At 53.0% G+C, this 24,233-nt stretch carries 21 protein-coding genes; 9 read left to right on the top strand and 12 right to left on the bottom strand.

Annotated elements, in window-relative coordinates; all coding sequences use genetic code 11:
- Nucleotides 1-53 precede the first annotated feature (53 nt).
- The 4 genes from PsW64_RS21220 to PsW64_RS21205 all read left to right on the top strand — a co-directional run bounded on the left by PsW64_RS21220 (nucleotide 54) and on the right by PsW64_RS21205 (nucleotide 4,636).
- Entirely contained in the window at nucleotides 54-722 is a 669-nt protein-coding gene (locus PsW64_RS21220; RefSeq protein WP_063291969.1) for a response regulator transcription factor, read from the top strand.
- Nucleotides 719-2,032: an ATP-binding protein gene (locus PsW64_RS21215; RefSeq protein WP_063304851.1), complete on the top strand. Its 1,314-nt coding sequence runs from the start codon at nucleotides 719-721 to the stop codon at nucleotides 2,030-2,032. Before PsW64_RS21220 ends, PsW64_RS21215 begins: the two co-directional genes overlap by 4 nt.
- Before the next feature lie 205 nt (nucleotides 2,033-2,237).
- Nucleotides 2,238-3,554 carry a ferredoxin reductase family protein gene (locus PsW64_RS21210; RefSeq protein ID WP_063304850.1) on the top strand — a complete coding sequence of 439 codons (1,317 nt, stop codon included), beginning with the start codon at nucleotides 2,238-2,240 and terminating at the stop codon, nucleotides 3,552-3,554.
- 209 nt (nucleotides 3,555-3,763) lie between these two features.
- Nucleotides 3,764-4,636: an urea carboxylase-associated family protein gene (locus PsW64_RS21205; protein WP_063304849.1), complete on the top strand. Its 873-nt coding sequence runs from the start codon at nucleotides 3,764-3,766 to the stop codon at nucleotides 4,634-4,636.
- Nucleotides 4,637-4,673: 37 nt separating this feature from the next.
- Here the strand turns inward: PsW64_RS21205 and PsW64_RS21200 are convergent, their stop codons facing one another.
- Nucleotides 4,674-5,660 (bottom strand): zinc-dependent alcohol dehydrogenase family protein, encoded by a 987-nt coding sequence (locus tag PsW64_RS21200; RefSeq protein WP_063304848.1) that lies wholly within the window; start codon nucleotides 5,658-5,660, stop codon nucleotides 4,674-4,676.
- 299 nt (nucleotides 5,661-5,959) lie between these two features.
- On the opposite strand from PsW64_RS21200, the gene PsW64_RS21195 reads away from it, so the two are divergent.
- The 5 genes from PsW64_RS21195 to queF all read left to right on the top strand — a co-directional run bounded on the left by PsW64_RS21195 (nucleotide 5,960) and on the right by queF (nucleotide 11,246).
- Nucleotides 5,960-8,713, top strand: a complete 2,754-nt coding sequence (locus tag PsW64_RS21195; RefSeq protein ID WP_063304847.1) for a hypothetical protein — start codon at nucleotides 5,960-5,962, stop codon at nucleotides 8,711-8,713.
- A gap of 219 nt (nucleotides 8,714-8,932) precedes the next feature.
- Complete coding sequence (gene queC / locus PsW64_RS21190; RefSeq protein WP_063288558.1) at nucleotides 8,933-9,631, top strand: 7-cyano-7-deazaguanine synthase QueC; 699 nt, start codon at nucleotides 8,933-8,935, stop codon at nucleotides 9,629-9,631.
- Nucleotides 9,631-9,987 (top strand): 6-carboxytetrahydropterin synthase QueD, encoded by a 357-nt coding sequence (gene queD, locus PsW64_RS21185; protein ID WP_057465233.1) that lies wholly within the window; start codon nucleotides 9,631-9,633, stop codon nucleotides 9,985-9,987. Before queC ends, queD begins: the two co-directional genes overlap by 1 nt.
- Nucleotides 9,966-10,706 (top strand): 7-carboxy-7-deazaguanine synthase QueE, encoded by a 741-nt coding sequence (gene queE / locus PsW64_RS21180; RefSeq protein ID WP_057465234.1) that lies wholly within the window; start codon nucleotides 9,966-9,968, stop codon nucleotides 10,704-10,706. Before queD ends, queE begins: the two co-directional genes overlap by 22 nt.
- 72 nt (nucleotides 10,707-10,778) lie before the next feature.
- A complete protein-coding gene (gene queF / locus PsW64_RS21175) occupies nucleotides 10,779-11,246 on the top strand; it encodes a preQ(1) synthase (protein ID WP_063305006.1) in 468 nt (155 codons plus the stop codon).
- Between the two features lie 128 nt (nucleotides 11,247-11,374).
- Here the strand turns inward: queF and rbsK are convergent, their stop codons facing one another.
- The 11 genes from rbsK to PsW64_RS21120 form a co-directional block, all read right to left on the bottom strand.
- On the bottom strand, nucleotides 11,375-12,292 hold the full coding sequence (gene rbsK / locus PsW64_RS21170; protein WP_063304846.1) for a ribokinase: 918 nt from the start codon (nucleotides 12,290-12,292) through the stop codon (nucleotides 11,375-11,377).
- Between the two features lie 9 nt (nucleotides 12,293-12,301).
- Nucleotides 12,302-13,297, bottom strand: coding sequence for a LacI family DNA-binding transcriptional regulator (locus PsW64_RS21165; RefSeq protein ID WP_063304845.1), 996 nt, complete (start codon nucleotides 13,295-13,297; stop codon nucleotides 12,302-12,304).
- A 69-nt stretch (nucleotides 13,298-13,366) separates the two neighbouring features.
- The gene (gene rbsB, locus PsW64_RS21160; protein ID WP_063304844.1) at nucleotides 13,367-14,248 is read right to left on the bottom strand and encodes a ribose ABC transporter substrate-binding protein RbsB; all 882 of its coding nucleotides are present in this window, start codon (nucleotides 14,246-14,248) and stop codon (nucleotides 13,367-13,369) included.
- Between the two features lie 29 nt (nucleotides 14,249-14,277).
- Complete coding sequence (gene rbsC, locus PsW64_RS21155; RefSeq protein WP_057465239.1) at nucleotides 14,278-15,222, bottom strand: ribose ABC transporter permease; 945 nt, start codon at nucleotides 15,220-15,222, stop codon at nucleotides 14,278-14,280.
- 5 nt (nucleotides 15,223-15,227) lie between these two features.
- Nucleotides 15,228-16,721, bottom strand: coding sequence for a sugar ABC transporter ATP-binding protein (locus tag PsW64_RS21150; RefSeq protein WP_063288554.1), 1,494 nt, complete (start codon nucleotides 16,719-16,721; stop codon nucleotides 15,228-15,230).
- Nucleotides 16,722-16,762: 41 nt separating this feature from the next.
- Nucleotides 16,763-17,182: a D-ribose pyranase gene (gene rbsD, locus PsW64_RS21145; protein ID WP_063288553.1), complete on the bottom strand. Its 420-nt coding sequence runs from the start codon at nucleotides 17,180-17,182 to the stop codon at nucleotides 16,763-16,765.
- A 377-nt stretch (nucleotides 17,183-17,559) separates the two neighbouring features.
- Nucleotides 17,560-18,396 carry a 5-dehydro-4-deoxy-D-glucuronate isomerase gene (gene kduI, locus PsW64_RS21140; protein WP_063304843.1) on the bottom strand — a complete coding sequence of 279 codons (837 nt, stop codon included), beginning with the start codon at nucleotides 18,394-18,396 and terminating at the stop codon, nucleotides 17,560-17,562.
- A gap of 91 nt (nucleotides 18,397-18,487) precedes the next feature.
- Nucleotides 18,488-19,246, bottom strand: coding sequence for a 2-dehydro-3-deoxy-D-gluconate 5-dehydrogenase KduD (gene kduD / locus PsW64_RS21135; protein WP_063304842.1), 759 nt, complete (start codon nucleotides 19,244-19,246; stop codon nucleotides 18,488-18,490).
- 11 nt (nucleotides 19,247-19,257) lie between these two features.
- Nucleotides 19,258-20,643: a glycoside hydrolase family 28 protein gene (locus tag PsW64_RS21130; RefSeq protein ID WP_063304841.1), complete on the bottom strand. Its 1,386-nt coding sequence runs from the start codon at nucleotides 20,641-20,643 to the stop codon at nucleotides 19,258-19,260.
- Nucleotides 20,633-21,724, bottom strand: a complete 1,092-nt coding sequence (gene bglB, locus PsW64_RS21125; protein WP_057465243.1) for a beta-galactosidase BglB — start codon at nucleotides 21,722-21,724, stop codon at nucleotides 20,633-20,635. The genes PsW64_RS21130 and bglB overlap by 11 nt, the downstream gene beginning before the upstream one ends.
- Complete coding sequence (locus PsW64_RS21120; RefSeq protein WP_063304840.1) at nucleotides 21,717-24,230, bottom strand: hypothetical protein; 2,514 nt, start codon at nucleotides 24,228-24,230, stop codon at nucleotides 21,717-21,719. Before PsW64_RS21120 ends, bglB begins: the two co-directional genes overlap by 8 nt.
- Nucleotides 24,231-24,233: the final 3 nt, after the last annotated feature.

The following is a 24,233-nucleotide window of genomic DNA, read 5'->3' as shown; positions in this document are numbered from 1 at the left end:
GTGAAAGAGTTGATGCAAATATTGGGTATACTTCGCCCTAGTGGAAGGAACACATGCGCGTATTGTTGGTTGAGGATGAGCGGCTGATTGCGGATGCGATCAAGGCTTTTCTAGAGCGGCATGAATTTATAGTGGACTGGGTCGATGATGGTCTTTTGGCAGAAGACGCTCTGAGAACCGGAGAGTTCGACCTGGTTATTCTGGATCTGGGGTTGCCCGGTCAGGATGGTCTGGAGTTTTTACGGGCCGTTCGTGATGACAAGGCGGATGTGCCTATCCTGATCCTGTCTGCGCGGGAGACCACCAAGAACCGGATTGATGGGCTTAATCTGGGTGCAGATGATTATCTGACCAAGCCGTTTGACATGGAAGAGCTTCTGGCCCGCTGCCGTGCGCTGGTGCGGCGCTCTGTTGGGCGTACGCGTATGTTGTTGCAGCATGGGGCGTTGACGCTGGATCTGGACCAGAAAAAAGCCTGCTACGACGGGGTTGAGGTGGTGCTGCAGCCCCTCGCCTTCCGCCTGTTGACCATTTTGTTGGAGCGGCGGGGCCGTGTGGTTTCCAAGTCTGATCTCATGGAAAAGCTTTATGGCTGGGAAGAGAATGCGGAGAGCAATGTGCTTGAGGTTTATGTCTCGCAGATCCGCAGGAAGACTACGTCCAAACTAATCCGGACCATCCGCGGCGTAGGCTATATTGTTGATGAGGACGTACCGGCATGAAACTTTCCTCCATCCGCAGCCGCATCCTCATCTTTCTGATCCCGCTGCTGTTTGTGGTCTGGGGCGTCTTTTCCGCCATTGTCTACACTATGACAGAGGAAGAGCTTTACGAGACCCATGATGCGCAAGCCTTTCAGCTTGTCAGCGCGATTGCACAGCTGGAGGGGGATACCATTTCTCCCAAGCATCTGGATGATCATCATGAACTTAATGATTACTTCGTGATCATCCGTGATGGAGACGGCAACGATTTATATAAGTCATCCGACCAAGTACAGCTACCCCAGTATCTGAGGCCGGGTGCTCAGGAAATTGAGCATGAGGGCGACAGCTGGGTGATCTGGAATTTTCCGGGCCAAAAGACTGACAGGCAATACATCATCGGTGTTGTGTTTGATGAAGCCATTGAGCTGGCCGACCAGACTGTTGCCACGGTTTCCATCCCTTTGGGGCTGGTGCTGGTGTTTTCCATCATCGCAACGGTTTTCATCGTCAAACGCGGGTTACGTCCGCTCACCACTCTTTCTGAGACACTGCAAACTCGGGAGCCTGAGAGTCTTGGCAAGCTGACAACGGAGAAGCAGGCAGATGAGCTTGTGCCGATTGTAAACTCCCTGAACATGTTGTTTGACAAGATTGAAGACTACCTTGCCCGCGAGCAGCGGTTTATTGATGATGCGGCGCATGAGATCAGAACACCGCTGACCGTGGTGAAGGCCCAATGTCAGGTGATTGAGCGGGACGCGCTGGATGATGCGACACGGCTGCGGTTTGACAACATCATTGAAGGTGTTGACCGGGCCACACATCTGGCCGCCAAGCTTTTGGAACATGCCCGTGCAGGTCAGGATGCCCACAAAGAGATAACAGAGCACGACTTGCTGCCTGTTCTTCAGGAAAGCCTTGCACAACAGGCCCATGCGGCACTTGATAAAAATGTGGAGCTGCAACTGCTTCAATCAGAACATGTGGCAGCTGTTGTTGATCCGGAAGATCTGGGCGCTGTGCTTGGTAATCTGATTGGCAATGCAATCCGGCATACACCGTCTGATGGTGAGGTGATCGTGGTTCTTGAGCGCGGTGACGATCATATTCAACTGAGTGTTGAAGACAGCGGACCGGGTGTGCCTGAGAAATACCGTGAGAAGGTGTTTGAGCGGTTCTTCCGCATGCCGGGGCAATCAAGTTCAGGTGCAGGCCTTGGTCTGTCTATTACGCAAACTCTGTGTCGTCGCAATGGGATCGAGATATCCCTTGGCAAGAGTGAGCGACTGGGCGGAGCCTGTTTTATGCTCAAACTGAAAAAGTAGTGTCGTAAACTTCAGGTAGGTTTCAGCTTCCAAGTGAATTTAGGGGAAGCACTCAGATAGAAACCTACTCCGAGGCTGCATCTGTAGCTTCATTTGGGGTGATCTGATTATGAATGGTGTGCGATGCCCCCCAACGGTGTCACTCACCTTTCATAGCCAGAGTTTCATCTGAGTGCGCATCGTTAACTCAGATGAGCGTACCGGAATGAAACCGATTGGCCTGACCTTCATTATCGCCAGCATCCTAGTCCCCCTTTTGATTTTCTCCCAGTTTGGCAGTCAAGCAGACTCAGGTGCTTTGCTGAGCCAGTATTTTGGCATGGTCTCACTGATCTTCATGGGGCTGGTTCAGGTGATGGCCACACGGATGAAAGGCGTTGAGGCTCTGTTTGGCCCGCTGGACCGCGTATATGTCTTGCATAAATGGCTGGCTATTTTCGCGATTGCTGCTGCTTTCCTGCATGAAAGCATTGATGCAGATGCGCTTTCAAGCGGCGATACGGATGGACTGGCGAAAGAGCTGGGCGAGATCGGGTATAATGGTATTTTAATCCTCGGCCTTGGTTCTCTGGCGACCTTCATCCCCTATAATATCTGGCGCTGGACCCACCGTTTGATCGGTATTTTCTTCGCCCTTGCTGCTGCGCATTTCCTGATGATCCCCAACGTGTTCTCTTGGAGTGATCCGCTTGGTCTTTACGTCGCCTTCTTCTGTTTTGCCGGTGTCGCGTCCTTCTTGTACCTGACTTACAAAGGCATGGCCGGGCGCACAAAGACCTATGAGGTAGAAGATGTTCAGATTTACGGGCGCATCACCAGTGTGACACTGAAACCCGAAGGCAAGCCTATTTCTCATGATGCCGGTCAGTTTGCTTACCTTTCCTTTGATCAGGAGGGCATGGGCGAAGTACATCCTTACACGATTGCATCTGCGCCGCGCGAAGACGGAAGACTGCGGTTCTGCATTTCTGCGCTGGGCGATTACACATCTCGTGTGCACGAGCTCCAAGTCGGCACAAAAGCTCAAATCAGCAAGGGATATGGCGGGTTCCGCCCAATTGCTTCCAATCGGGACCAGATCTGGATTGCGGGTGGTGTCGGGATCACACCTTTGCTGTCGTGGGCGCAGACTTTGAGGGGTGATGAGACCGGACAGTTCTATCTTTACTATGGCGTCCGTAACCGGTTGGAGAACCCGTTTGAGGAGGAGCTGGACGCGCTGCAAAGCCGTCTGCCGAACCTTCATGTACAGTACTTTGAGTCTGACATGGGCGAGTACATCGACGCGCGGTTGCTGAAAATCCTGCAGGGAAAATTCTTTGATGTGATGCCAATTGCGTTTTGTGGTCCAGAAGTTATGCGCAAAGCATTGATACGGGATCTGAAAGCCCTGAAGTACCCAATGCGCTTGTTTCATTATGAAGAATTCCAGATGCGCTCCGGCCTTGGTTTCAGAAAACTGTTTAAGTTTCTGCTTCAGCAAGTTAACCGGCATTCCGGCAAGTTCGCCCCGGCCAAGTAGAGCTTGGCCAACATGAGGATCGCTGCATTGCATGCCTGTGCGGCGATCCGCTCCTTCAAGCCATGTGCAAGGTTTAGTTGTCTGGCTTCATGGTGCCTTCGAAAGGTGCTGGGACTGAAGGGATCAGTGAAATTAAATCAATATATTAATTGAGATTTGGAGGGTTCAATCAGAACCAATAATTCTGCTCTTTTTAGGATCATTGGCTCATGACAAAAATCGCCTCCCGCTCGATTACGACCGACATCCCTGCTCCTTCCGAAGATCGTCGCTCCAAGTCTCCTATTGTTTGTTACGAAGTAGATCATTTGCCTGCCTATAACGCTGAGCTTTATCAGCAGGCAAAGGAGAGCCTGGAGAAGATCGACGAAGTTGTGGTGCCACCTCGTGATGGCGGTCATTTCAAGGTGCCTGCTGGCCACTTCTTCCGGATTGTGAGCGTTGAAGGCCCGCAGGTTGGTGATCTCAACTTGTGGAATCCCAATGACCTTAATGAACGGTTTTTCAGCGGCAAGACCCGCCAGCTGCACGCCTCTCACCTTTCGACTGGGGACAGACTATGGAGCACCATGCCTTATCTGCGTCCTATGGCAACGATTACGCAAGATACGCTGGACTGGTACGGCTGGGATGATGATGGCGCAGGTGTGCATGATGTGATTGGTACACGCTGCGACCCTTACACCAACCACATGCTCAAGAACGTGGACTACAACCATTGTTGCCACTCCAACCTGACCCGTGCACTGGCAGATGCAAAGGGTCTTTCGTTAGATGGCGCTGAGCCTCATGTGCATGATGTGATGAATGTTTTCATGTGCACGGGCTTTACCCGCGATACTCACCAGTACTTTATGAAAGCCAGCCCTGTTCGTCCGGGTGATTTTATTGAGCTCTTTGCGGAGATCGATCTTCTGGGCGCGCTTTCTACCTGTCCGGGTGGTGATTGCGGCAGCAGTCACTCTGATGACAATACGCCGTGCTATCCGCTTCTTGTCGAGATCTTCAAACCGGCAGAGGGTAGCTTGAAAGGCTGGTCCGCCGCAAAACGCAGCGGTTATGCTGGCGGGCACCAAGCTTGATCCTGTTTGATTTAACCAGACGCAGTTGTTCTTCGTGTTACGGCACGAGGACAGCTGCGCCGGATAGCCGTCCCTTGCGTAAATCTTCCAGTGCCTGATTGGCCTGTTCCAGTTTGTAGGGAATGCAGTGAGTTTGCACGCCTGCTTTTTTGGCGAGGGGAAAGAACTCCAGCCCGTCTTCGCGGGTCAGGTTGGCAACGGAAACAACCTCCCGCTCCTCCCACAACAATGCATAGGGCATTTGCGGGATGTCGCTCATATGAATGCCGCCGCACACCACGCGCCCACCTTTGCGCAGAGCGCACAGCGCTGTTGGAACAAGTGGCCCCACGGGGGCGAAAATGATCGCCGCATCGAGTTTTTCGGGCGGCTGGTCTTCAGAGCTGCCTGCCCAAGTGGCTCCAAGCTCTCTTGCGAAGTTCTGCGCCTGCGTGTCGCCTGATCTGGTGAAGGCATAGACATCGCGGCCTTGCCAAATGCAGACTTGCGCGATGATGTGAGCAGCGGCGCCAAAGCCGTAGATGCCTATCTTTTTGCCTTTGCCAGCCTTCTTTAAAGAGCGCCAACCAATCAATCCGGCACACAGAAGTGGAGCAAGGGATACGGGATCGGCTTTGTCGTCCAACTCAAACGCAAAGTGACGATCTGCAATGGTGTGCGTTGCAAAGCCGCCATCGCGTGTATAGCCCGTGAATATGGGATGATCGCAGAGATTTTCCTGATGGCTTTGACAAAATGAACAACAGCCGCATGTATGTCCAAGCCATGGAATGCCTACTCTCGTGCCGATTGTGAGGTCATCAACACCTGCTCCGCAGGCACGCACCCTGCCGACAATTTCATGACCGGGAATGAGCGGGAGCTTTGGTTTCGTCAGGTCGCCATCCACGACGTGAAGGTCTGTCCGGCAAACTGCGCAGGCTTCAACCTCAATCAGGATTTCGCCAGAGCGCGGTGTTGGTGGCGCAGCACGTTCCTGCAAGACAAGTGGCTTTCCAATTTCGGTCAGAACCATTGCTTTCATGAGGGCATTCCTTCTCACGCAGGCTTGGATGGTGCTCAGATTATACGCTGTTGTCCTAAGAAAGTCTGGCGTGGTGTTTGCCGTTCCCCATTGTTGCTATGCGTTGCAGAAATAGATCAAGAATAAGAGAAAACCGAACCATTTATCACAACGCATATTTCATCTGGGTCCGTCATAACAAACTGGTGCGCGTGTGCGCGACGACTTGTTGGAGTGGAGCCTTGCGGAGATGCCATGTGCGTCTGCCCGCTGGTTTTCCTGTTTGAGTACCTCTCATAATTAAGGTGAGTGAACCTCCGATGCCCGGAAATCAAAATACCGATACTGGCACTGACACCAGTCCTATTCCTGCAGAAGACCAAATGAACCAGAGCGAGGAAACCTGGGCTCAGCAAATCTATAAGCTATGGGGCGAAATGCTTCCAACCTGGGCAGATGCATTTGGCGAAGTTTATGAAGCAGAACGGGAACGGGAACGGGAAGAGCTTGCACAGGCAACAGCCCGAATGGATGAAGATGACCGTCGTCAGGCTGAGCAGGAGTTACGACACGATGCTGCTTCTACATTGGCATTTGAGGATAGTGAACGTTTCTTCGAACTTAAAAATGAGATGACCTTACTCGAATCCAATCCCATGGAAGCGATCGACATGCCAGATTCACCTGACATGTCGCTGAGTAAGGTGATCATCGATCAGATCGCAGCTTTCAAATTGCAGAAGGAAGAACTTTTTCTGGAAGTTCAGGTCTTTAAGGGTCTGGAAGCTGAGAAGCTGGCTTTCACAACCGCGAATGAGCTGGTTGGGATGCTTATAGACAAAGCCTATATTCAAAGCGGCGTTTACAACTTTGCCGCTTGCGAAGTGACTCTGTCCGAGATGGAACGCAAGCTCAAAGACATGAAAAACCTTCTTCGAGATGCCCAAGTGCATCCAGCAACCTATGTCAGTAACGAAGATCAGGTTCTGATTGGTCAGGATGTTAAGAAGGTGAAGGAGATCATCTTCAATTTGCAGGACGCTGGTTATACTGGATTGGGAACAAGCTTGCTCATTGAAATGAACCAGTATCAGGATGCGGTGTCACGGCCATCCGATGCGCGCTGGACAGAGCTTATGTCTGATGCGGAGGCCTGTAAAAAAGCTCTGCCGGAACTGCGCAGCTCGGCCAAATATATTGAGACCCTGTGCGAAAGCATGACCATGGCGCAGCCAACAACTGCTGCATCAGATACGCTTGAAGAACTCCGTGACTATCAAAGTGAAAGTTCCCGCGACCTTTCATCAACCCTGCGCGTTATCGCGAGTCTCAAGGCTAAGGCTGAACGCCGTGAAAGGTGGATCAAACAAGAGGAATGGGCCGAGAAAAATCTGGATGTACGCACCCAGGCCTATCGAAAACAACTTGAGAAGTTTGTCGTGTTTGATGCAGACCATCAGGTGGTTACCAAAGAAAGCAAGACTGAAGCCCGTGCTCGCGCTGTTGATACTGAAGGGCTGGATAAAGATGTCATGGCAACAATGCCGAAGCGACCCGGCGGCAAGGATGTTAAGGCTGTTCCCCGTGCAACGATTAACAAGCTTTTGGAATCTTTTGAGTTTTTGGATGAAATGCGGTTATCGGGTGTGACAGGTATGGAAGCCATTGCACTTGAAGAGTTTATCAAGACAGAAGACATTCTGGAAGGCATCAACTCCAATCCAACCGGATATGATGACCTTCAAACACGCACGCAGAAGATGCTTGATAAAGTTGCAACCACCAAATCCGGCAAGAAAGCGATTTATTACGTTGAAGCCAAGATGAACCTTGAAGAGGATATCCGTCTCTTACGCGAACAAGCGCCGGATATGAACATCAACAAGGCGCTTGGTCGGTGCAACAAGTTGGAAGGCACACGATTTCATCCACTCCTGAGACAGCTCGATGAAGCAATTGCCTTCAGACAGGTCTTCGAGATGAAACTGGGCCCGATCGAGAAGATATTCAAGGAAATTCCAGGTTTGCTTGCCAGGCTGGGCAAAGCCCGCCCTGAACTTGCCATGAGATTCAAGAAGATCTGGCAGCCCAAGCAGGAGAAAGTCTATCACGGTGAGCTGGAACTGGAACTGAAGCAAGCCAAGGTCACCGCGCATAACGCAGACACTGTTGATGATGTGAAAGAGGCCATATCACAGGTGAATACCGTCAAGATTAAAGCGGACAAGTATGTTGAAGAGCTAAGAGCTCGTGTAGCGCTGCTTGGCGAGGATGTGGATGGACCTGCCACCACCCCTGAGCGGGATGAGTTCTTTGAGAAAATCGAAGAAGACTACAAAAATGGTGTTCAGCTTGAGATTGACCGCAAGGTTGCCAAGGGCAAATTCAATGAAACCTCTGGCCCTATGAAGGATGAGCTGGAAATGCTCACCGCGAAGTCCAAGAGCTGGAAAGGTGCGAAGGCACTTTTGAAGGGCTTCCCCCGTATTGACGAGGCCACTTTCGATCCGACCCGTTTCAAAGATCTACTGACAGAGGTAAAGCTGCTTGAACAGGAATGCGCAGTAAACTCCTCTTATGATGAAAACATGGACCGGCTGAAAGAGCTGAAGGGCATGTATGATGCCATGCGCGGCGAGCTGACAGGCTTTAGAGAAGACATCGCCAAGGATGTTGTCAAAGCCGCAGAGAAAGCCATCACCCGTATGGAATCTGCAAAGGCGTTTGCTGAAGGCGACTTCATCACCGGTGTTGCCAGCCAGCAAGAAGCTGGCGAAGATTACGTCAATACGGGCAGTTTGAAGCGGTTCACCACCTGTGTATCAAAGCCAATCATACCAGGTGAACTGCGAACGTATGCGCAGGTCATTGGTGACAGCAAGAAATCACTGACAGAGCGCAAAAAGGCCCGCGAAGAGGCGTTACGCCTTGTGCGGCCCTTGCTGGCACGGCTCGACAGCGACAAGGCGATCAAGCTTTACAGGCGACATCCGTTCGGTTTGGACAATGACATCAACGTCCTGAGACCCGTTCTGGTGCAGCTTGAAGTTAAACTGTTGACCCTCGCGTCCTGATGCATACGAACCCTGCGGCACCGCATGTGGTCGCAGGGCACATTACACGCAACTCTAAAGTGTGATTTGCATTTATACTCAGCAGGTTATCCATGAGATGTATGCAGAGGGTGAAATAGTCCTTTTCCTTGAGGTTTTAGTCTGGTAGTTACCGATTTGCTCAGCAATGAGTGCCGGTCGCAGCCTACCCGGCAACAGCGAAAACAAGGACTAAACCTTATGAAGACTATCGTAATCTGCTCAGGCGGATTGGATTCGGTCACGCTTGCCTACAAGGTTGCGCGTGAAAACGAATTGCTCGGCCTCGTCTCTTTTGACTATGGCCAACGGCACAAAAAAGAGCTGGACTATGCAGCGCATGCTGCAAAGCAGCTTGGTGTGCCACATCATATTCTGGACATGAGCCAGATAGGAGCGCATTTAAGTGGCTCCGCTCTAACCGATGATGTTGATGTTCCCGATGGCCATTATGCCGAAGAGAACATGAAGGTCACTGTGGTTCCCAACCGAAACGCAATCATGCTGTCTATCGGCTTTGGCATTGCGGCTGCTCAGCAGGCCGATGCTGTGGCTGCGGCGGTTCATGGGGGTGATCATTTCATCTACCCGGACTGTCGCCCTGGCTTTATCAAAAGCTTTGAAGCCATGCAGAAGCTGGCTCTGGACGGCTATGCCAATGTGAGCCTTTACACGCCATTTGTAGAAATCTCCAAAGGTGCCATCGTTGAAGAAGGTGCCCGGATCAACGTGCCGTTTGAGGACACGTGGTCCTGCTACAAAGGCGGAGAGAAACATTGCGGGCGGTGCGGCACCTGTGTCGAACGGCGAGAAGCCTTTGATCTGGCAGGTGTTGAGGACCCAACAGAATACGCGGATCCCGACTACTGGAAATCCGTGGTGGAACGAGCGGAACCATAATGTACAAAATCACCAAGGAATTTCACTTCTCGGCGTCGCATCAACTCTGCGAAATGCCGGAGGGACATCCCTGTGCGCGCCTGCATGGCCACAACTACATTGTGGTGATTGAACTTGCCAGCAAGGATCTGGATGAACATGGCTTTGTGGTGGACTTCACTGAACTGAAGCCACTCAAGCGTTTCATTGATGATGAGCTGGATCACCGTCACCTCAATGAGGTGTTCGGACACGATCAGGTTACCTCTGAGTTTCTCGCCAAGACCATCTATGAGTTCTGCAAAGGGCACTGGGTGGAGACCTGCGCTGTGCGTGTGAGTGAAACGCCGAAAACATGGGCGGAATACCGACCATGAGTAAACTCAGTATCAGTGAGATCTTCGGGCCAACCATTCAGGGCGAAGGTGCTTTGATTGGTGAACCGACCGTGTTTGTACGCGCTGGCGGCTGTGATTATCGTTGCAGCTGGTGTGATACATTGCATGCGGTGGACAGCGCCTATCGTCATACCTGGGACCAGATGGACAGTGCGGACGTCTGGCACAAGATTGAGGAACTGTCCGGTCATCAACCGATCACAGTTTCCCTTTCTGGCGGCAACCCTGCTATTCAGGATTTTTCGCAAGTAATCTCACTCGGTAAAGCGAAGGGTTACAAATTCGCAATCGAGACGCAGGGATCAGTTGCACGGGACTGGTTTGCAGATCTGGACACGCTGGTGCTGAGCCCGAAGCCGCCTTCCTCTGGCGAAACTGTCAATTGGGACAAGTTCGATGCCTGTCTGGATGCAGCCCTCAACTCGGCCACCTGTGTGATCAAAGTGGTTGTGTTTGATGATGTCGATTACGACTGGGCCAAGGACGTTGGTGAGCGCTACCCTTATCTGCCGATGTACCTGCAACCGGGGAACCATACCCCTCCTCCACCCGAGGATGATGACGCAACCATCGACATGGACGGCATCATGGATCGCATGCACTGGCTGGTGGACAAAACTGTTTCCGACCAATGGTTCAAGCCACGCATTCTGCCGCAGCTGCATGTGCTGCTGTGGGGCAACAAGCGCGGTGTTTAAGGCATATTCCGGCAAGTTGATGATCAGCCTTTGATGACGGAAATGCATGAGAACGAAGAATTCGAGAGAACAATGAGCAAAGACGATATCTATAAAAATCTGACCATGCTGGGCGGTGATACTGTTCAGCCGCAGTCCCCTGAAGAAGCGGTTCTGGAACGGGTTCCAAACCCACAGCAGGGCACGCCTTATGCAATTCGCTTTACAGCGCCAGAGTTCACCTCCCTGTGCCCGATCACCAACCAGCCGGATTTTGCTCATCTGGTGATTGATTATGTGCCGGACCAGTGGTTGGTTGAGAGCAAATCTTTGAAACTGTTCCTGACATCCTTCCGCAACCACGGTGCGTTCCACGAAGATTGCACTGTGTCCATCGGTAAGCGTCTTGTTGACACGTTAAACCCGATCTGGCTGCGCATTGGCGGTTATTGGTATCCGCGCGGTGGTATTCCGATTGATGTGTTCTACCAGACCGGTGAAGAGCCAAAAGGCGTCTGGATTCCAGAACAGGGCGTGCCGACCTATCGCGGTCGCGGCTAAATACCTGTTTAGGATGTACTCAGTTGGGGTTGTGAAAAGGCTGCCAACCCCAACTTTGCTTTTCTGAAAGGCCTTAGAGCATAGCGAATTCTTGTCATTTGATTGAATTCAATCAAATGGAACGCGCTCTATGCACCCATCAGAGCTTCGACTTCAGCCAGTGTTGGCGCGGATGTGGCTGCACCATGTTTGGTGGTGGAGAGAGCGCCGCACGCTGCTGCGAAACGGACTGCTTCAGCCAACGTTTTGCCGCTGTCCAGCGCATACGCCAGACCACCGTTGAAGCAATCTCCTGCTGCCACAGTGTCGATCGCATTCACCTTGAATGGCTCGACAAAGCCTTCACTTGTCTCATCCTTGAAGTAAACGCCGCGTGCGCCCAGTTTCACGACAGCAGCTGCAACACCCTGTTCGCGCAACAGGTTTGCAGCATGGGCTGCTTCTTCTGCATTGGATGGGCGGAAGCCTGTGAGGATTTCGGTTTCTGTCTCGTTCGGCGTTACAACGTCTACGTTTTGCAGGAAACCTTCCGGCAGACCATCGACGGGTGCAGGCGCTGGATCGAAGATCACTTTACCGCCTGAGGCGCGGACTTTTTTAGCGGCGCTCAGGCACGTTGCGACCGGAATTTCCAGCTGCATCAGCATGATTTTAGCGTTCTTCAGCACATCTGACGTGCGTTTCAGATCGCTTTCGTCAACGGCAAGATTTGCGCCACCAATCACGGTGATGCTGTTTTCGGAATTTGCGTCCACACCGATCACCGCGATGCCGGTGCCGTGGTTTTCATCCAAATGCACATGTTCGGTTGAGACGCCCATGTCTTTCAGGTGCTGGGCTGCGATGTCGCCAAACCCGTCTTTACCGATGCGGCCTACCAGTTGTGCATCACCACCCAGCTTTGATGCTGCAACGGCCTGATTGCAGCCTTTGCCGCCCAGGTTGATAGCGTAGCTGTGTCCATGCAGCGTTTCGCCCGGCTGTGGCAACCGGTCAGAACGGGTTGTGATATCAACATTGATGGAACCGACAATGACGATGGACATGAATACTTCCTAGTTAACAACAGAGCTGCGGACGATCAGTTCAGGCACCAATTGTATGATTGGCGGCATCTCTGTCTTTTCTTCCAGATGATTGATCAGCGCTTCTGCAGCGCTCAACCCAAGCTCAAAGCTGGGCTGTTTGATGGTTGTGAGCGCTGGCGCCATGTAGGAGGCATACTCGACATCATCGTAGCCGATGACGGAGATATCCTCTGGAATGCGCAGGCCACGTTCGTGAATGGCGCGGTACGCCCCCATTGCCATCAAATCGTTGAAGGCAAAGATGGCTTCGGGCTGGCTATCGGCGTCCAATATCTGCTTCATGCCCTCATACCCGCTGGATGCGGTGAGAAGGCCTGCGGCTTGCCACTTGCTTTCTACCGGCAACCCGGCAGCGTTCATGGCATTTTCAAAGCCTTTGTAGCGTTCAATAGAACGGGGATGGTCTTCCGGCCCCATAAGACAGCCGATTTTGGTCAAGCCGCGCTTGATCAGGTGTTCTGTAGCCAATCTGCCGCCCAGTACGGAGTCATCCTGCAAAGTGCAGGCGTTTGGGTGCGGGGCGGAATCCAGAATGGCTTTGGGCAGTTTGCCGAGCTTGCTGATCTGCTGGTACAGCGCCGGGTCTGTCTTGGTGGTCATCACCATGAGGGCATCAATGCGGCGCTGAAGCAAGGTGTTGAGGTTTGCCAACTGCCTGTCGGACTGATGACCTGAATTGCACAGGATGAGACTGAAATTGTGTTGGTAGCACCCCTCTTCCACACCGCGTACCACGTCTGCGAAGAAAGGGTTGGAACTGCTTGAAACCAGCATGCCGATGATGTTGGTGCGCTTTACCTTGAGCGCGCGCGCCATCATGCTTGGCTGGAAGCCGAGAGCCTGAATAACTTCCTCGACTTTTTGTTTGGTCAGGGGTGCAACGTAGCGCGTCTCATTGATCACGTGAGACACTGTAGATGCGGATACCCCCGCAGCTTGTGCAACATCCTTGATACTGACCATTTCCGCTCCGGTTTTAAGGGTCGGGCCTGGCGCTTACGCCAAACCCGATCTTATTCAGATTACTTGCACTTACTTGGTAACAAGCTTCAGCGCAACTGGGGTATACGCATCAACTTTTTCACCTTTGAGGACTTTGTCCGCAGTGTCGACGCCGATGGAACCGATCATGCCAGCTTGCTGCGCAACAGTTGCCAGCATTGTACCTTCTTCAACAGCTTTTACGCCGTCATCAGTACCATCAAAGCCAACAACAAGGATGTCGCGGTTTGCCGCTTCAATTGCCTTGATTGCGCCCAGAGCCATTTCATCGTTATGTGCGAAAACAGCGTTGATTTCTGGCTGTGCCTGCAGGATGTTTTCCATCACGTTCAGGCCTTTGGTGCGGTCGAAGTCTGCTGGCTGCACAGCAACAAGCTCGATGCCAGAAGCGCCGTGCATTGCTTTTTTGAAGCCTGTGCCGCGGTCACGCGCAGCAGAAGTACCTGGAACACCTTCCAGCTCAACAATCTTACCGCTGCCACGCAGGGTTTCAACGATCAGCTCACCAGCCATTTCGCCGCCGAGGATGTTGTCAGATGCCACGTGGGATTCCACAGTGCCGCGTGCTGCACCACGGTCCAGAGTGACCACTGGTACGTTTTTGCGGTTTGCAGCGCGGATGGAGCTGGAAACAGCGTCAGAGTCAGTTGGGTTGATGAGCAGGATCGAAACGTTCTTGCTCAGCACATCTTCCACGTTTGCCAGTTCTTTTGCAGGATCGTTCTGGCTGTCGAGAACAACAATCTTGTAGCCGAGCTCATTTGCGCGTGCTTCAGCACCTTCTTTCAAGGTCACAAAGAACGGGTTGTTCAGGGTGGACACGACCAGAGCCAGTGTGTCCTGTGCCATTGATACTGCTGTGGAGCCGAGAAGAAGAGCAGCACCTGCTGCCAAACTTACTAGTTTTTTCATAGAAACCTCCCGAGGTTCAGTTTGATTGCTCACGCGTTTGATTTGCCACGGCTGTCGACGACAACCGCCAGAAGGATAACCGCACCTTTCGCGATCATCTGGTAGTAGGATGAAACATCCATAATATTCAGTGCGTTATTCAATACACCGATGATGAGGGCACCAATGATGGTGCCAAAGATCCGCCCCTTACCGCCAGCAAGGCTTGTGCCGCCGAGAACCACGGCTGCGATTGCATCGAGCTCGTATCCCAGACCGGCAGTCGGCTGAGCAGATTCAAGGCGGGCTGTCAGGATGATGCCTGCCAGTGCGGCGAGCGCTCCGCTGAGGGCGTAGACAAGAATTTTGACTTTTTTGACATTGATACCGGACAGACGAGCCACGTTTTCATTGCCGCCAATGGCGTAAACGTAACGACCGAAACGGGTCTGGCTGAGAACGAACCAGCAGAGCGCGAAGATGACCACCATCAGGATCACCGGGTTCGGAATGCCAAGAATGTAGCCGCCGCCGAACTGGTAGAAGCTTTCAGCCACATCAAAGTAACCCGTAGAGATTGGGCGGCCTTGCGTATAAACCAGCGTCGCGCCGCGGATCATGGTCATGCCAACCAGTGTTGCGATGAACGGCTGAACGTTGAAGTAGCTGATAATCACGCCACTTGTTGCACCAAGGCCCGCGCCAACCATAATGGTGGCGATCAGTGCGATGATGAGCGGTGTATCCATGCCAATGAGGCTTGCGCAGATGGCACCAGCGAAGGCCAGAATAGAGCCGACGGCCAGATCGATGCCCGCCGTCAGGATCACAAAGGTCATGCCCATGGCGATGACTGCGTTGATCGAGGTCTGACGCAGGATGTTGAGCATGTTGTCGATGCCAAGGAAGTTGGCATTGGCGAAGGACACTGCGGCCATCAGGATGATCAGGCCAATCAGAGACTTATTTTCACTGATAAAGTCGTTGAGCTTCATCTGTTTTACCCGTTCGTTTGGCCAGCAACGGCGCAGCGCATAATATTTTCTTGAGTGGCTTCGGCTCGTGAGAACGATCCGGTCAACTTGCCGCTGGACAAGACGTGGATGCGATCAGAGATACCCAAAAGCTCTGGCATGTCGGAGGAGATCAGCAGGATGCAAAGACCCTCTGCCTTCAGCTTGTTGATGAGCGTGTAGATTTCGCGTTTTGCGCCTACATCCACGCCGCGCGTGGGCTCATCAAGAATGAGGACCTTAGGTTCCGGCACCAATGACTTGGCGATGGAGACTTTCTGCTGGTTGCCGCCGGACAGATTGGAGATGATGGTGTTTGCATCTCTGGTCTTGATGGCGAACGCTTCGATGTACTCGCTGATGGTGACGGCTTCAGAGGCTTTGTTGACGAACCCGAGCACATTGCAGAACCGGTCCAGCCCTGTGAGGGACATGTTGGTGCTCAACTCCTGTGACTGGACGAGACCTTCCTGCTTGCGGTCTTCAGTGACGTAGCCAATCTGCGCTTTGACACCATCCTGTGGTGATTTAAGGCGGATCTCTTTGCCGTCGATCTTAACTGTGCCGCTGTCGATTGGGTTTGCGCCAAAGATTGCCTTGGCAAGTTCTGTTCGCCCTGCGCCAACAAGGCCTGCGAACCCGACAACTTCGCCAGCATTGGCTGTGAAGGAGACTTCTTTTGCGCCATGCGCAGTCAGTTTCTCAACCTCGATACGCACATCACCTGGAGCGGCTGGGACAAACGGATACTGATCGGAAAGTTCCCGGCCCACCATGTGGCGGATCAGGTCGTCCTCAGTGATCTCGGAGACTGGCCCCTGATGGACCATCTCACCATCGCGCAGGATGGCGATGTCATCACACATCTGGAATATTTCGCCCAAACGGTGTGAGATGAACACGAGACCTTTGCCTTGCGCCCGCAGCTCGTCTACGACTTCAAACAGGATTGCTGTCTCAATATCGGTGAGCGCGTCTGTTGGCTCATCCATGATGATCACTTCAGCGTTCAGCGAGAGCGCTTTGGCGATCTCGACCATTTGCTGCTGCGCGATGGAGAGCTTGCCCAGTGGCGTTTTAGGATCGATATCCTGTTTCAACTGAGCGAGGTATTTTTTGCTTTCCCGCTCGATCACATCCCACTGGATTTTACCCAGTTTGGTGGGTTCCCGGCCCAGATAGATGTTCTCGGCAACGGACAGTTCAGGCAGCAGATTAAGCTCTTGGTGGATAATACCAATTCCGGCATCCATGGACTGACGTGCCGTGGTGAACCTGACCTTTTTGCCCTTGTAGGTCACCGTGCCTGCATCGCGCTGATAGATGCCCGATATAATTTTCATCAGGGTTGATTTACCAGCTCCGTTTTCACCGGCCAGCGCCACAACGCGCCCAGCCCGGATCGTCAGATCAACGGATTTGAGCACGTTGATCCCGGAGAAGGATTTTTCAATTCCCTGAAGTTCAAGAAGGGTTGTCACTGGGTGTCCTCTCCCAAAGCCCGAATTATCTCAGATTTCCCTCAGAACGTTACGCCTGAATAAAAAATCACATTGGCGTAGGGCGTGCATTCTCCCGTGCGCACCACCGCCCGGCATTTACCAGTTAATGCCTTGAATTCCTCATGAGAGACAGTTGTGGTCTCTACGCTGTTGCCCTGACACTTTGCGATTTCGGCAATGAGTGAACGCAGGCGCAAGTGATAAGCTGGCTGGTGTTCAATCAGCTCTTCAGCAATGACAACCCGCTCTACCTGCATCTCAGCTGTGATCGCGCTTGCCGTTTCCAGCATGCCTGGCAAACCCTTTGTAATGGCAAGGTCGATGCGCTCGACATCCTTGGAAATTGGGAGCCCGGCGTCTCCAACACACAGACCATCCCCATGGCCCATATGAGAGATAATGCTAGAGACCGGAGCGTTTAAAAGTACGCCCTTCTTCATTGCAGCAGTTCCTCCGCGTTGTCTCGATTGAAGAGACGTTAGCAGGCGCGCATGAGTTACGCAACCGTTTGCGCAAACGTTTGCGCGAGTCATTTTCTGGAATTCCTCCAGTTTAATTCAGGCATACTGAAAGAGCGTCTGACCTGATCCACAAGGGTTAAGCGCAAAAATATCAGAGGTTATATGGCTTTATTGCGGATGCACTCTGCCCGCCTGAAGCACGCTAAAAGCAAGAGCCTGCCCGACAACTGAGACAATTTGCGCCTATTTTTCCATACTTAGATCTTGGGGATATTGAACCGAACATCCTTCAGGCAAGCAAAAAGCCCCGCTCCTTTTCAGAGCGAGGCTTGTGGCATTTCAACGATTGCAGTTGTTTATTTCAGATCAGGAACTGCGATGTGGTCCATGTCGGTGAACTCCTGATTTTCACCGGTCATACCCCAAATGAAGGTGTAGGACTGGGTGCCGACACCGCTATGAATGGACCAGCTTGGGGAGATCACTGCCTGCTCGTTGTGAACGAACAAGTGACGGGTTTCCTGCGGTTCCCCCATCATATGCACCACAGCGGCATCCTCCTTCATGTTGAAGTAGAAATATACTTCCATACGACGATCATGGGTATGCGCTGGCATGGTGTTCCAGATGGAACCCTGATGCAGTTTGGTCATGCCCATGAGCAGCTGACAGGTTGGGAGTACATCCGGCACGAAGTGCTTGTTGATCGTACGCTCATTGCAGTTTTCAGCATCGCCCAGAGTGACCGGAGAGGCTTCTGCCAGTGTGACCTTCTTGTTTGGATAGGTTTTATGAGCCGGGGCGCAGTTGTAATAGAGCTTGGCCGGGTTCAGCTTATCGATGCTTTTGAAAGACACATCTTTTGCGCCCATACCAATGTAAAGCGCTTCTTCCTGTGCGGCTTCGTAGGTTTCACCATCTACTGTGATGACAGCCGGGCCACCCACGTTGATGAAGCCGATTTCGCGGCGTTCCAAAAAGTAGGAAACGCCCAGCTTCTTGCCGTAGTCTGCCGCCAAGACGACTTCTGTGTTCACCGGCATCACACCACCTACTATGATGCGGTCTACGTGGCTGTAGGTCATGGTGATTTCATCGGCAGCAAATATGCTTTCAATGAGGAACTCACGGCGCAAGCCTTCTGTATCCAATGTTTTAGCGTGGTCGCTGTGAATTGCTTGTCTTACTTCCATGGTGTTCTCCTAAAATTCGACAATTGAGCGCACTTTTCCAGTCGCTCAATTTTTCAACTGCGCGTTATTTGCATTTGGCTTTGTATTTCAGTTAGCGGGCGAGCCAGCCGCCATCGACAGCAATGGTGAAGCCGTTGACATATGAGGCTGCCTCAGACGCGAGAAAGACGCATGGTCCTGCAACATCCGCCGGTTCGCCCCAGCGCTCCGCCGGAATGCGTTCCAGAATGGCCTGATTACGATCAGCATCCGCCCGGAGCGCTGCGGTGTTGTTTGTTGCCATGTAACCGGGAGCAATCGCGTTGACGTTGATGCCGTGTTTCGCCCACTCATTTGCCAATGCACGGGTCAGGCCCAGAACAGCGCTCTTGGAGGCGGTGTAGGATGGCACGCGAATGCCGCCCTGATAGGAAAGCATGGAGGCAACATTGATGATTTTGCCGCCGTTGCCCTGTTTCACGAACTGCTTTGCAACCAGCTGAGAGAGGAAGAAGAGTGAGCGGATGTTGAGGTTCATCACCGCATCCCAGTCGTCTTCTGAGAAGTCCAGAGCCTCTTCGCGGCGGATGATGCCTGCGTTGTTGACGAGAATATCAACCTGTCCAGTGGCTGCAACAGCATCAGCAACGATGCCCGGCAGCGCTTCCTTGTTACTCAGGTCGGCACGCAGATCGAAGAACTTGCGACCTGTTTCCGCCATCAAATCCACTGACTCTTTTGGCTCGACCACGTTGACGCCGACCACATCACAGCCCGCCTTTGCCAGACCAACGGCCATGGCCTGACCGAGGCCTGTATCACAGCCGGTTACAATTGCGGTTTTTCCATTCAAATCAAACTGTTTCAGCATATGTCCTATTCCTAAACAACACTGTGAGAACTTGCAGGTTTGCTGAAGCAAACGTTGGTGACATGGCCGAGTTCCGCCTCTTCCGTCGACCAGCCTTTCGGCAGCGGTGCGGGTCTGTGGATCACAACATCGTTGCAACGGACGTTGTTGGCATGATCCAGCCAGAGGCCCGGCAATCCGTTCGGATAGGGCTCAAGGCCGAGGACTTGCCCTGCCTCGTTTTTGACCCATGCGTTGCGGCGGCCTTGCTCGGGATTATCGAGCAGGTTCACATCGTGCGGGCTTGGGCGCAGGTCGAGATAGTAAGAATCCGAGAACTTGCCGGTTTCCAGTGTGAGCTGGATGTTGCTGAGCGAAACACTCTCGATCTTCTGGGTTTCGTGACCGACAATGTTAATCGCCCCTTGCGCACGGCCCGTGATGCCATCAGCAGATACATCGCGCACATAACCCGGCACATCGCCTGCAATACGCGGCAAGGCGTTAATGGTGATCGCCTCTCCGCTGCCCCAGAACCCGTCTGGCGTTTGCTCGCATTGCACTGTGCAGTTGGAGAAGCGGATGCGCTCGATATCTCCGCCATCGCGGGAGAAGATGCCAAAGGCACGGTTGGATTCGGTGATTGTGCACGTAGTGAACAGCACATCCCGCACATCCTGATAGGTTTCCGTGCCGATCTTTAGCGCGCAAGACTTTGAGGAGAGGATGGAGTTGCTGACGATGATCCGTTCTGCCGGACCGTTGAGGCTTTCATCTTCTTTGCGGCAGGTTTTTACGCAAACCGCATCATCGGCTGCGCGGATCACGCAGTTGAAGATGGTCGCATCGGTGCAACTGTCGAAGTTGATGCCATCGGTGTTTGGCATACGCATATCATTGAGAATGCGCAGACCTTCTGCCTTTACCTGATGACAGGCGATCAGGTGGATGGTCCACATGGGCGCTTCAACAATGGAAATGCCAGTCAGACTGATGTCTTTGCAGTTTTCGAAGACGACGATACGCGGGCGTAGCATCTTGGGCCAGAACGTGCCTTCAAAGAGACCTTCACGACCACACCATTTTGCACTGTGGCCATGAATGAACCCGCTGCCGGAAATAGAGATGCCTTGCTGATCGCGCGCTGTGATGAAGGCGCGATCAGAATCCTCTGCGATGACAGAGACTTGGCCTGCTTCATAGTCTGCATAGTTGGTGGAGCAGGAAAGTTCACAACCGTTTGGCAGGTGCAAGTCAACAAAAGACTTGAGTTTCAGCGCTTTTGAGACCCACTGCCCTCTTGGCAGCACGACCTGACCACCGCCAGCTGCGTGAACTGCATCAATTGCTTGCTGGACGGCCTGCGTTATGTCTTTTTCGCCGTCTGAGACAGTGACATGGTGTGTATTAAGCGACATCTTGCAATAATTCCTCAGCGGCAAGAAGTTCAATCAAAAGAAGGCTTGCCAGTGCCTGCCCGTATGGTGTGGGAGTGTTCGGAATGTTCCGATAGAACTCAAAATCATGCCCCATGGCCGTGCCATCAGAGACTTCCTGCACGATCCCAGCTGCATCAATCCGCTGCAGAACCGCAGCCGCGGCCTTGAGTGCGGGTTGCAAGTAGGTTTCCGGCAGGATGCCTGTTCTCACGCCCCGCAGCAGACCGTAAGCAAAGCCTGCGGTGGCGGAAGTTTCTGGTGGAGAGTCTGGCTGATCCAACAGAGTTGGCCACATGCCATCTTCCAACTGGAGAGGAAGCAAGGCTTCCACCTGACGGCGGTAGAGCGCTTTAATCTGGCGAACTGCCGGACCATAGCGTTCACCGACCAGCTCAAACAGTTCCGGCACTGCGATGGTGATCCACGCATTGCCGCGGGCCCAGAAAGCTTGCGCGTAGTTGTGGTTCCCCAGGAAGGTCCAGCCATGATACCAGAGGCCGCTCACCGGATCTGACAGGTACCGACCATGGACAAGAAACTGGTAGTAGGCTTCTTCCACCCAATCCGGGCGGTTCAGCCAATCGCCAGCCACCCCCATGAACAGACCTGCCATGAACAGCGTATCATCCCAGAGCTGACCGTCATTCTCGCGCTCCTTGACCAGATGCTGGAAGCCGTCATCAACGGTTTTGGGCATATCGTTGATCAACCACTCAGCCCAATCGGTCACGATCTGCTTCCACCGCTGGTTGTTGGTTTCACGAGCCAACAAAGCAAGGCAGAGCATGGGGGCTGTGGAGTTGATCTGGCGCGGTGGCAGGCCGCGGGCGATCTGCATGTCATACCAGTTGGCGAGGTTGCGCTTCATGCGCTCATCGCCGGTCTTGCAAGCCTGCTTGTAAAAGCCGTAGAGACCCACACCGACTTCCCAATCCCATTCATCAAAGTGAATGGAGCCGTCATTGTCGAGTTCTGACGGGGTATCGTTGATGCCCTTCAGACTGCGGAAGCCATCTGCTGTCAGAGCCAGAGCGTCTTCAAGCCTGGATGTCTCAAACATGAGCTTCCTCCTGAGTTAAGCTGGACTGATCAAGCCGTTTCAGACCGATGCGTGGAACCGGGCTGAGGTTTTCGAAGACACTTTGCTTGCCGTTGACGCGCAACTCGCCTTCCCAATTGAGCGAGAGGTTGCCCTGCCCCTTGATCGCAGCGCTCAGGGACAATGTTTCTGCATTCCAGCTGATGTTACAGGCGAGCAGACGTACCTTGAACTCTGCGAAGGTTTCGGTTTGAGCTGAACCTGTTACGGTCACCCATGCATTGCGGCGCCCTGAACTGCGGAACTCAACACCGGCAAAGCAGCCGGTTTGCAGTGGCTCCATGCCATTTGCGGTGTAGAAGGCGGTGAAACCGTCTTTGACGCGAGCAAAGAGCCAGTTGCCAGTGAGTTCATGTTCATCGCAGATGTGCAGAGGCGCATAGAGATGGGTGAAGTCAGTCTCGTTTTCGGCGGCATTGAAAATCATCAGGCCCACTGGGCCCGTTTGATCCGCACGCGGAAGCGTTCCGTTGCCGGACCAGTAAGAAGGTCGCCCGCTGCCCCAGACCTGAGTTTCACCTGGATGGTTGATCCAGAACCGAGCGTATGGATTGCCTGCAAGCATGACATCCTGCACATGCTGCTGGTGGCCGTGTTGCCCGGTTTTGTGGTCTACGACGGTGGAAAGCTGTGCGTCCGCAGTTTTATAAAGCTTAAGCTTACCTGCGTGCTCATGACCCTGCGTGTAGCTGGTTTCCAGAGCACGTCCTTCAGGAACTGATGCATATGCGTTGGTTTCTTCCGGCGGTGCATAGTCGCTGAGCGCAACCAGCGTTGAGGCGAAGTTGCCGGAGGACACGAAGCCGTTGCCCCATGCAAAATGGCAGAGTGTTGCCAGTTCACTTGCCGGGCCTGCGAAGATATCCTTGTCGTAACACCGTCCCATGGTGCCAGCAGGCAGACCAGTTTGAGTGTGCAGGGCCATCATTTGAAATATAGAGTCCATGAGCGCTTTGGAGCGATCACGGATGTCAGCATCCGGTGCCAGATGATACAGCGCTGTCAGGCCGATAAAGTCGATCGGGTAGTATGGAATGGAGTTCCACTCTGCCAGTCCGTCCCGTTCCACGGTTTCAAACCACTTCAACAGCCGCTCATAGCCAACCTGCTTTTGATGCTGGCCTTGTCTGCCAGAGCAGAGGAAGAGATCTTCCGGGAACATGGTTCCAGCAAGGTACTGGGAGGCATGGAAGCAGAGCGTGTGGTTTTCACTCCAGAACCACATGGCATCGTTGCCCGGTTCATCAAACCAATAGCGGAAGCCGAGGATTGTAGAGCGGACACGGCGCCAGGTTTGCTCTGAGAACTTTGTCCATGCGTGATCTTTCCAGATCCAGAGTAGCGGTAGGAACGCAAAGTCGGCGCAATCTTCGCGGCGGGAAATCTTGCTTAGCGCTTCAAGAAGCAGCTTCTCGGCTGTTTCCAGATCTATACCCATATGTAGTTTTGCCAAGGTATGGGAGAGATGGCTTTCGCCAGTCTGTGCACTGGCTGTTAAGAGCTCCTTACGGCGCTCTTCCAGTGTTGAGCCTGTGCCTTTTTCCAGATCCTTCAGACAGACAACGCCCACTTCCCGAGCAATACCAAGGCCTTGGGTGAACAAGGTGACCCGCACGAGGTTGGTGGCCGGAGCCAGATCATCGACACGTGGACCGACCAGACGATTTGCGCCTTTGGGCAAGGTGTAGGTGCCCATACTGCCCGCCAGCGTTGGCTTCAGCAATGGCAGGGTTTCAACGTGGATCTGAGCGTCTTCTGGCAAAGAGCCCTCAAACTGCAGTTCCACATGTCCTTCGGAGTAGTAGAGTTTGTCTGGCTGGACGCTGGAGATAAACGCTTCAGCTGTTTTCAGGACCTCCGCATCGTATGTAGCGCTTAGGCCGACTTGCAGATCAGCGTCAGTTTCCTCTGAACCCTCATAGAGGAGCTCGAGAGAATAAACGGTATCGCGCTCGGCAATGTCTTCCAGATGCACGATGATTTCATTGGCACCTTTGGACAGAGCAAGCGTTTCTAGGCTTTCCTGCGGTTTATTGCGAACCAGAGGCTCGAATGCAAAACCGGGTTCACCGTTCACCCAAACACGTACACCGCCGGCTGTGCGGACGCGGAACTGATAGTTCCCTGTAGCTGGTGCGTTCACCACACAGCGCAAAACGCGTTGCAGATGGGTTGGGCAGAACCAGAAGCCACTGAATTCCAACACAGACTGTGACGGCTGGATGCGAGTTTCAGCCAGTTGGGCATCATGCGGACACGGAACATCCCTGCCCTTCATGTCATTCCAGAAGGCAATGCGGCATGGGAGGTCGCCGACATCGGTAAAACCGTTGATGTAGGTGTAGTTCACCTTGTCGGGCAGAGTATCTGCCTCGCCAGCAAAGGGTGTCTCCGTCAGCCCAGAGACCTCCCAATAGCTTAAAGGCTCACCCTTTTTGATCTGCCAGGGGAATTGTGTTTTTGGCACAAA

The sequence above is a fragment of the Pseudovibrio sp. W64 genome, assembly GCF_001623145.1.
Taxonomy (GTDB): Bacteria; Pseudomonadota; Alphaproteobacteria; order Rhizobiales; family Stappiaceae; genus Pseudovibrio.
Note: the sequence above shows the minus strand (reverse complement) of the source record. Positions and strands in the feature narration are given on the sequence as shown.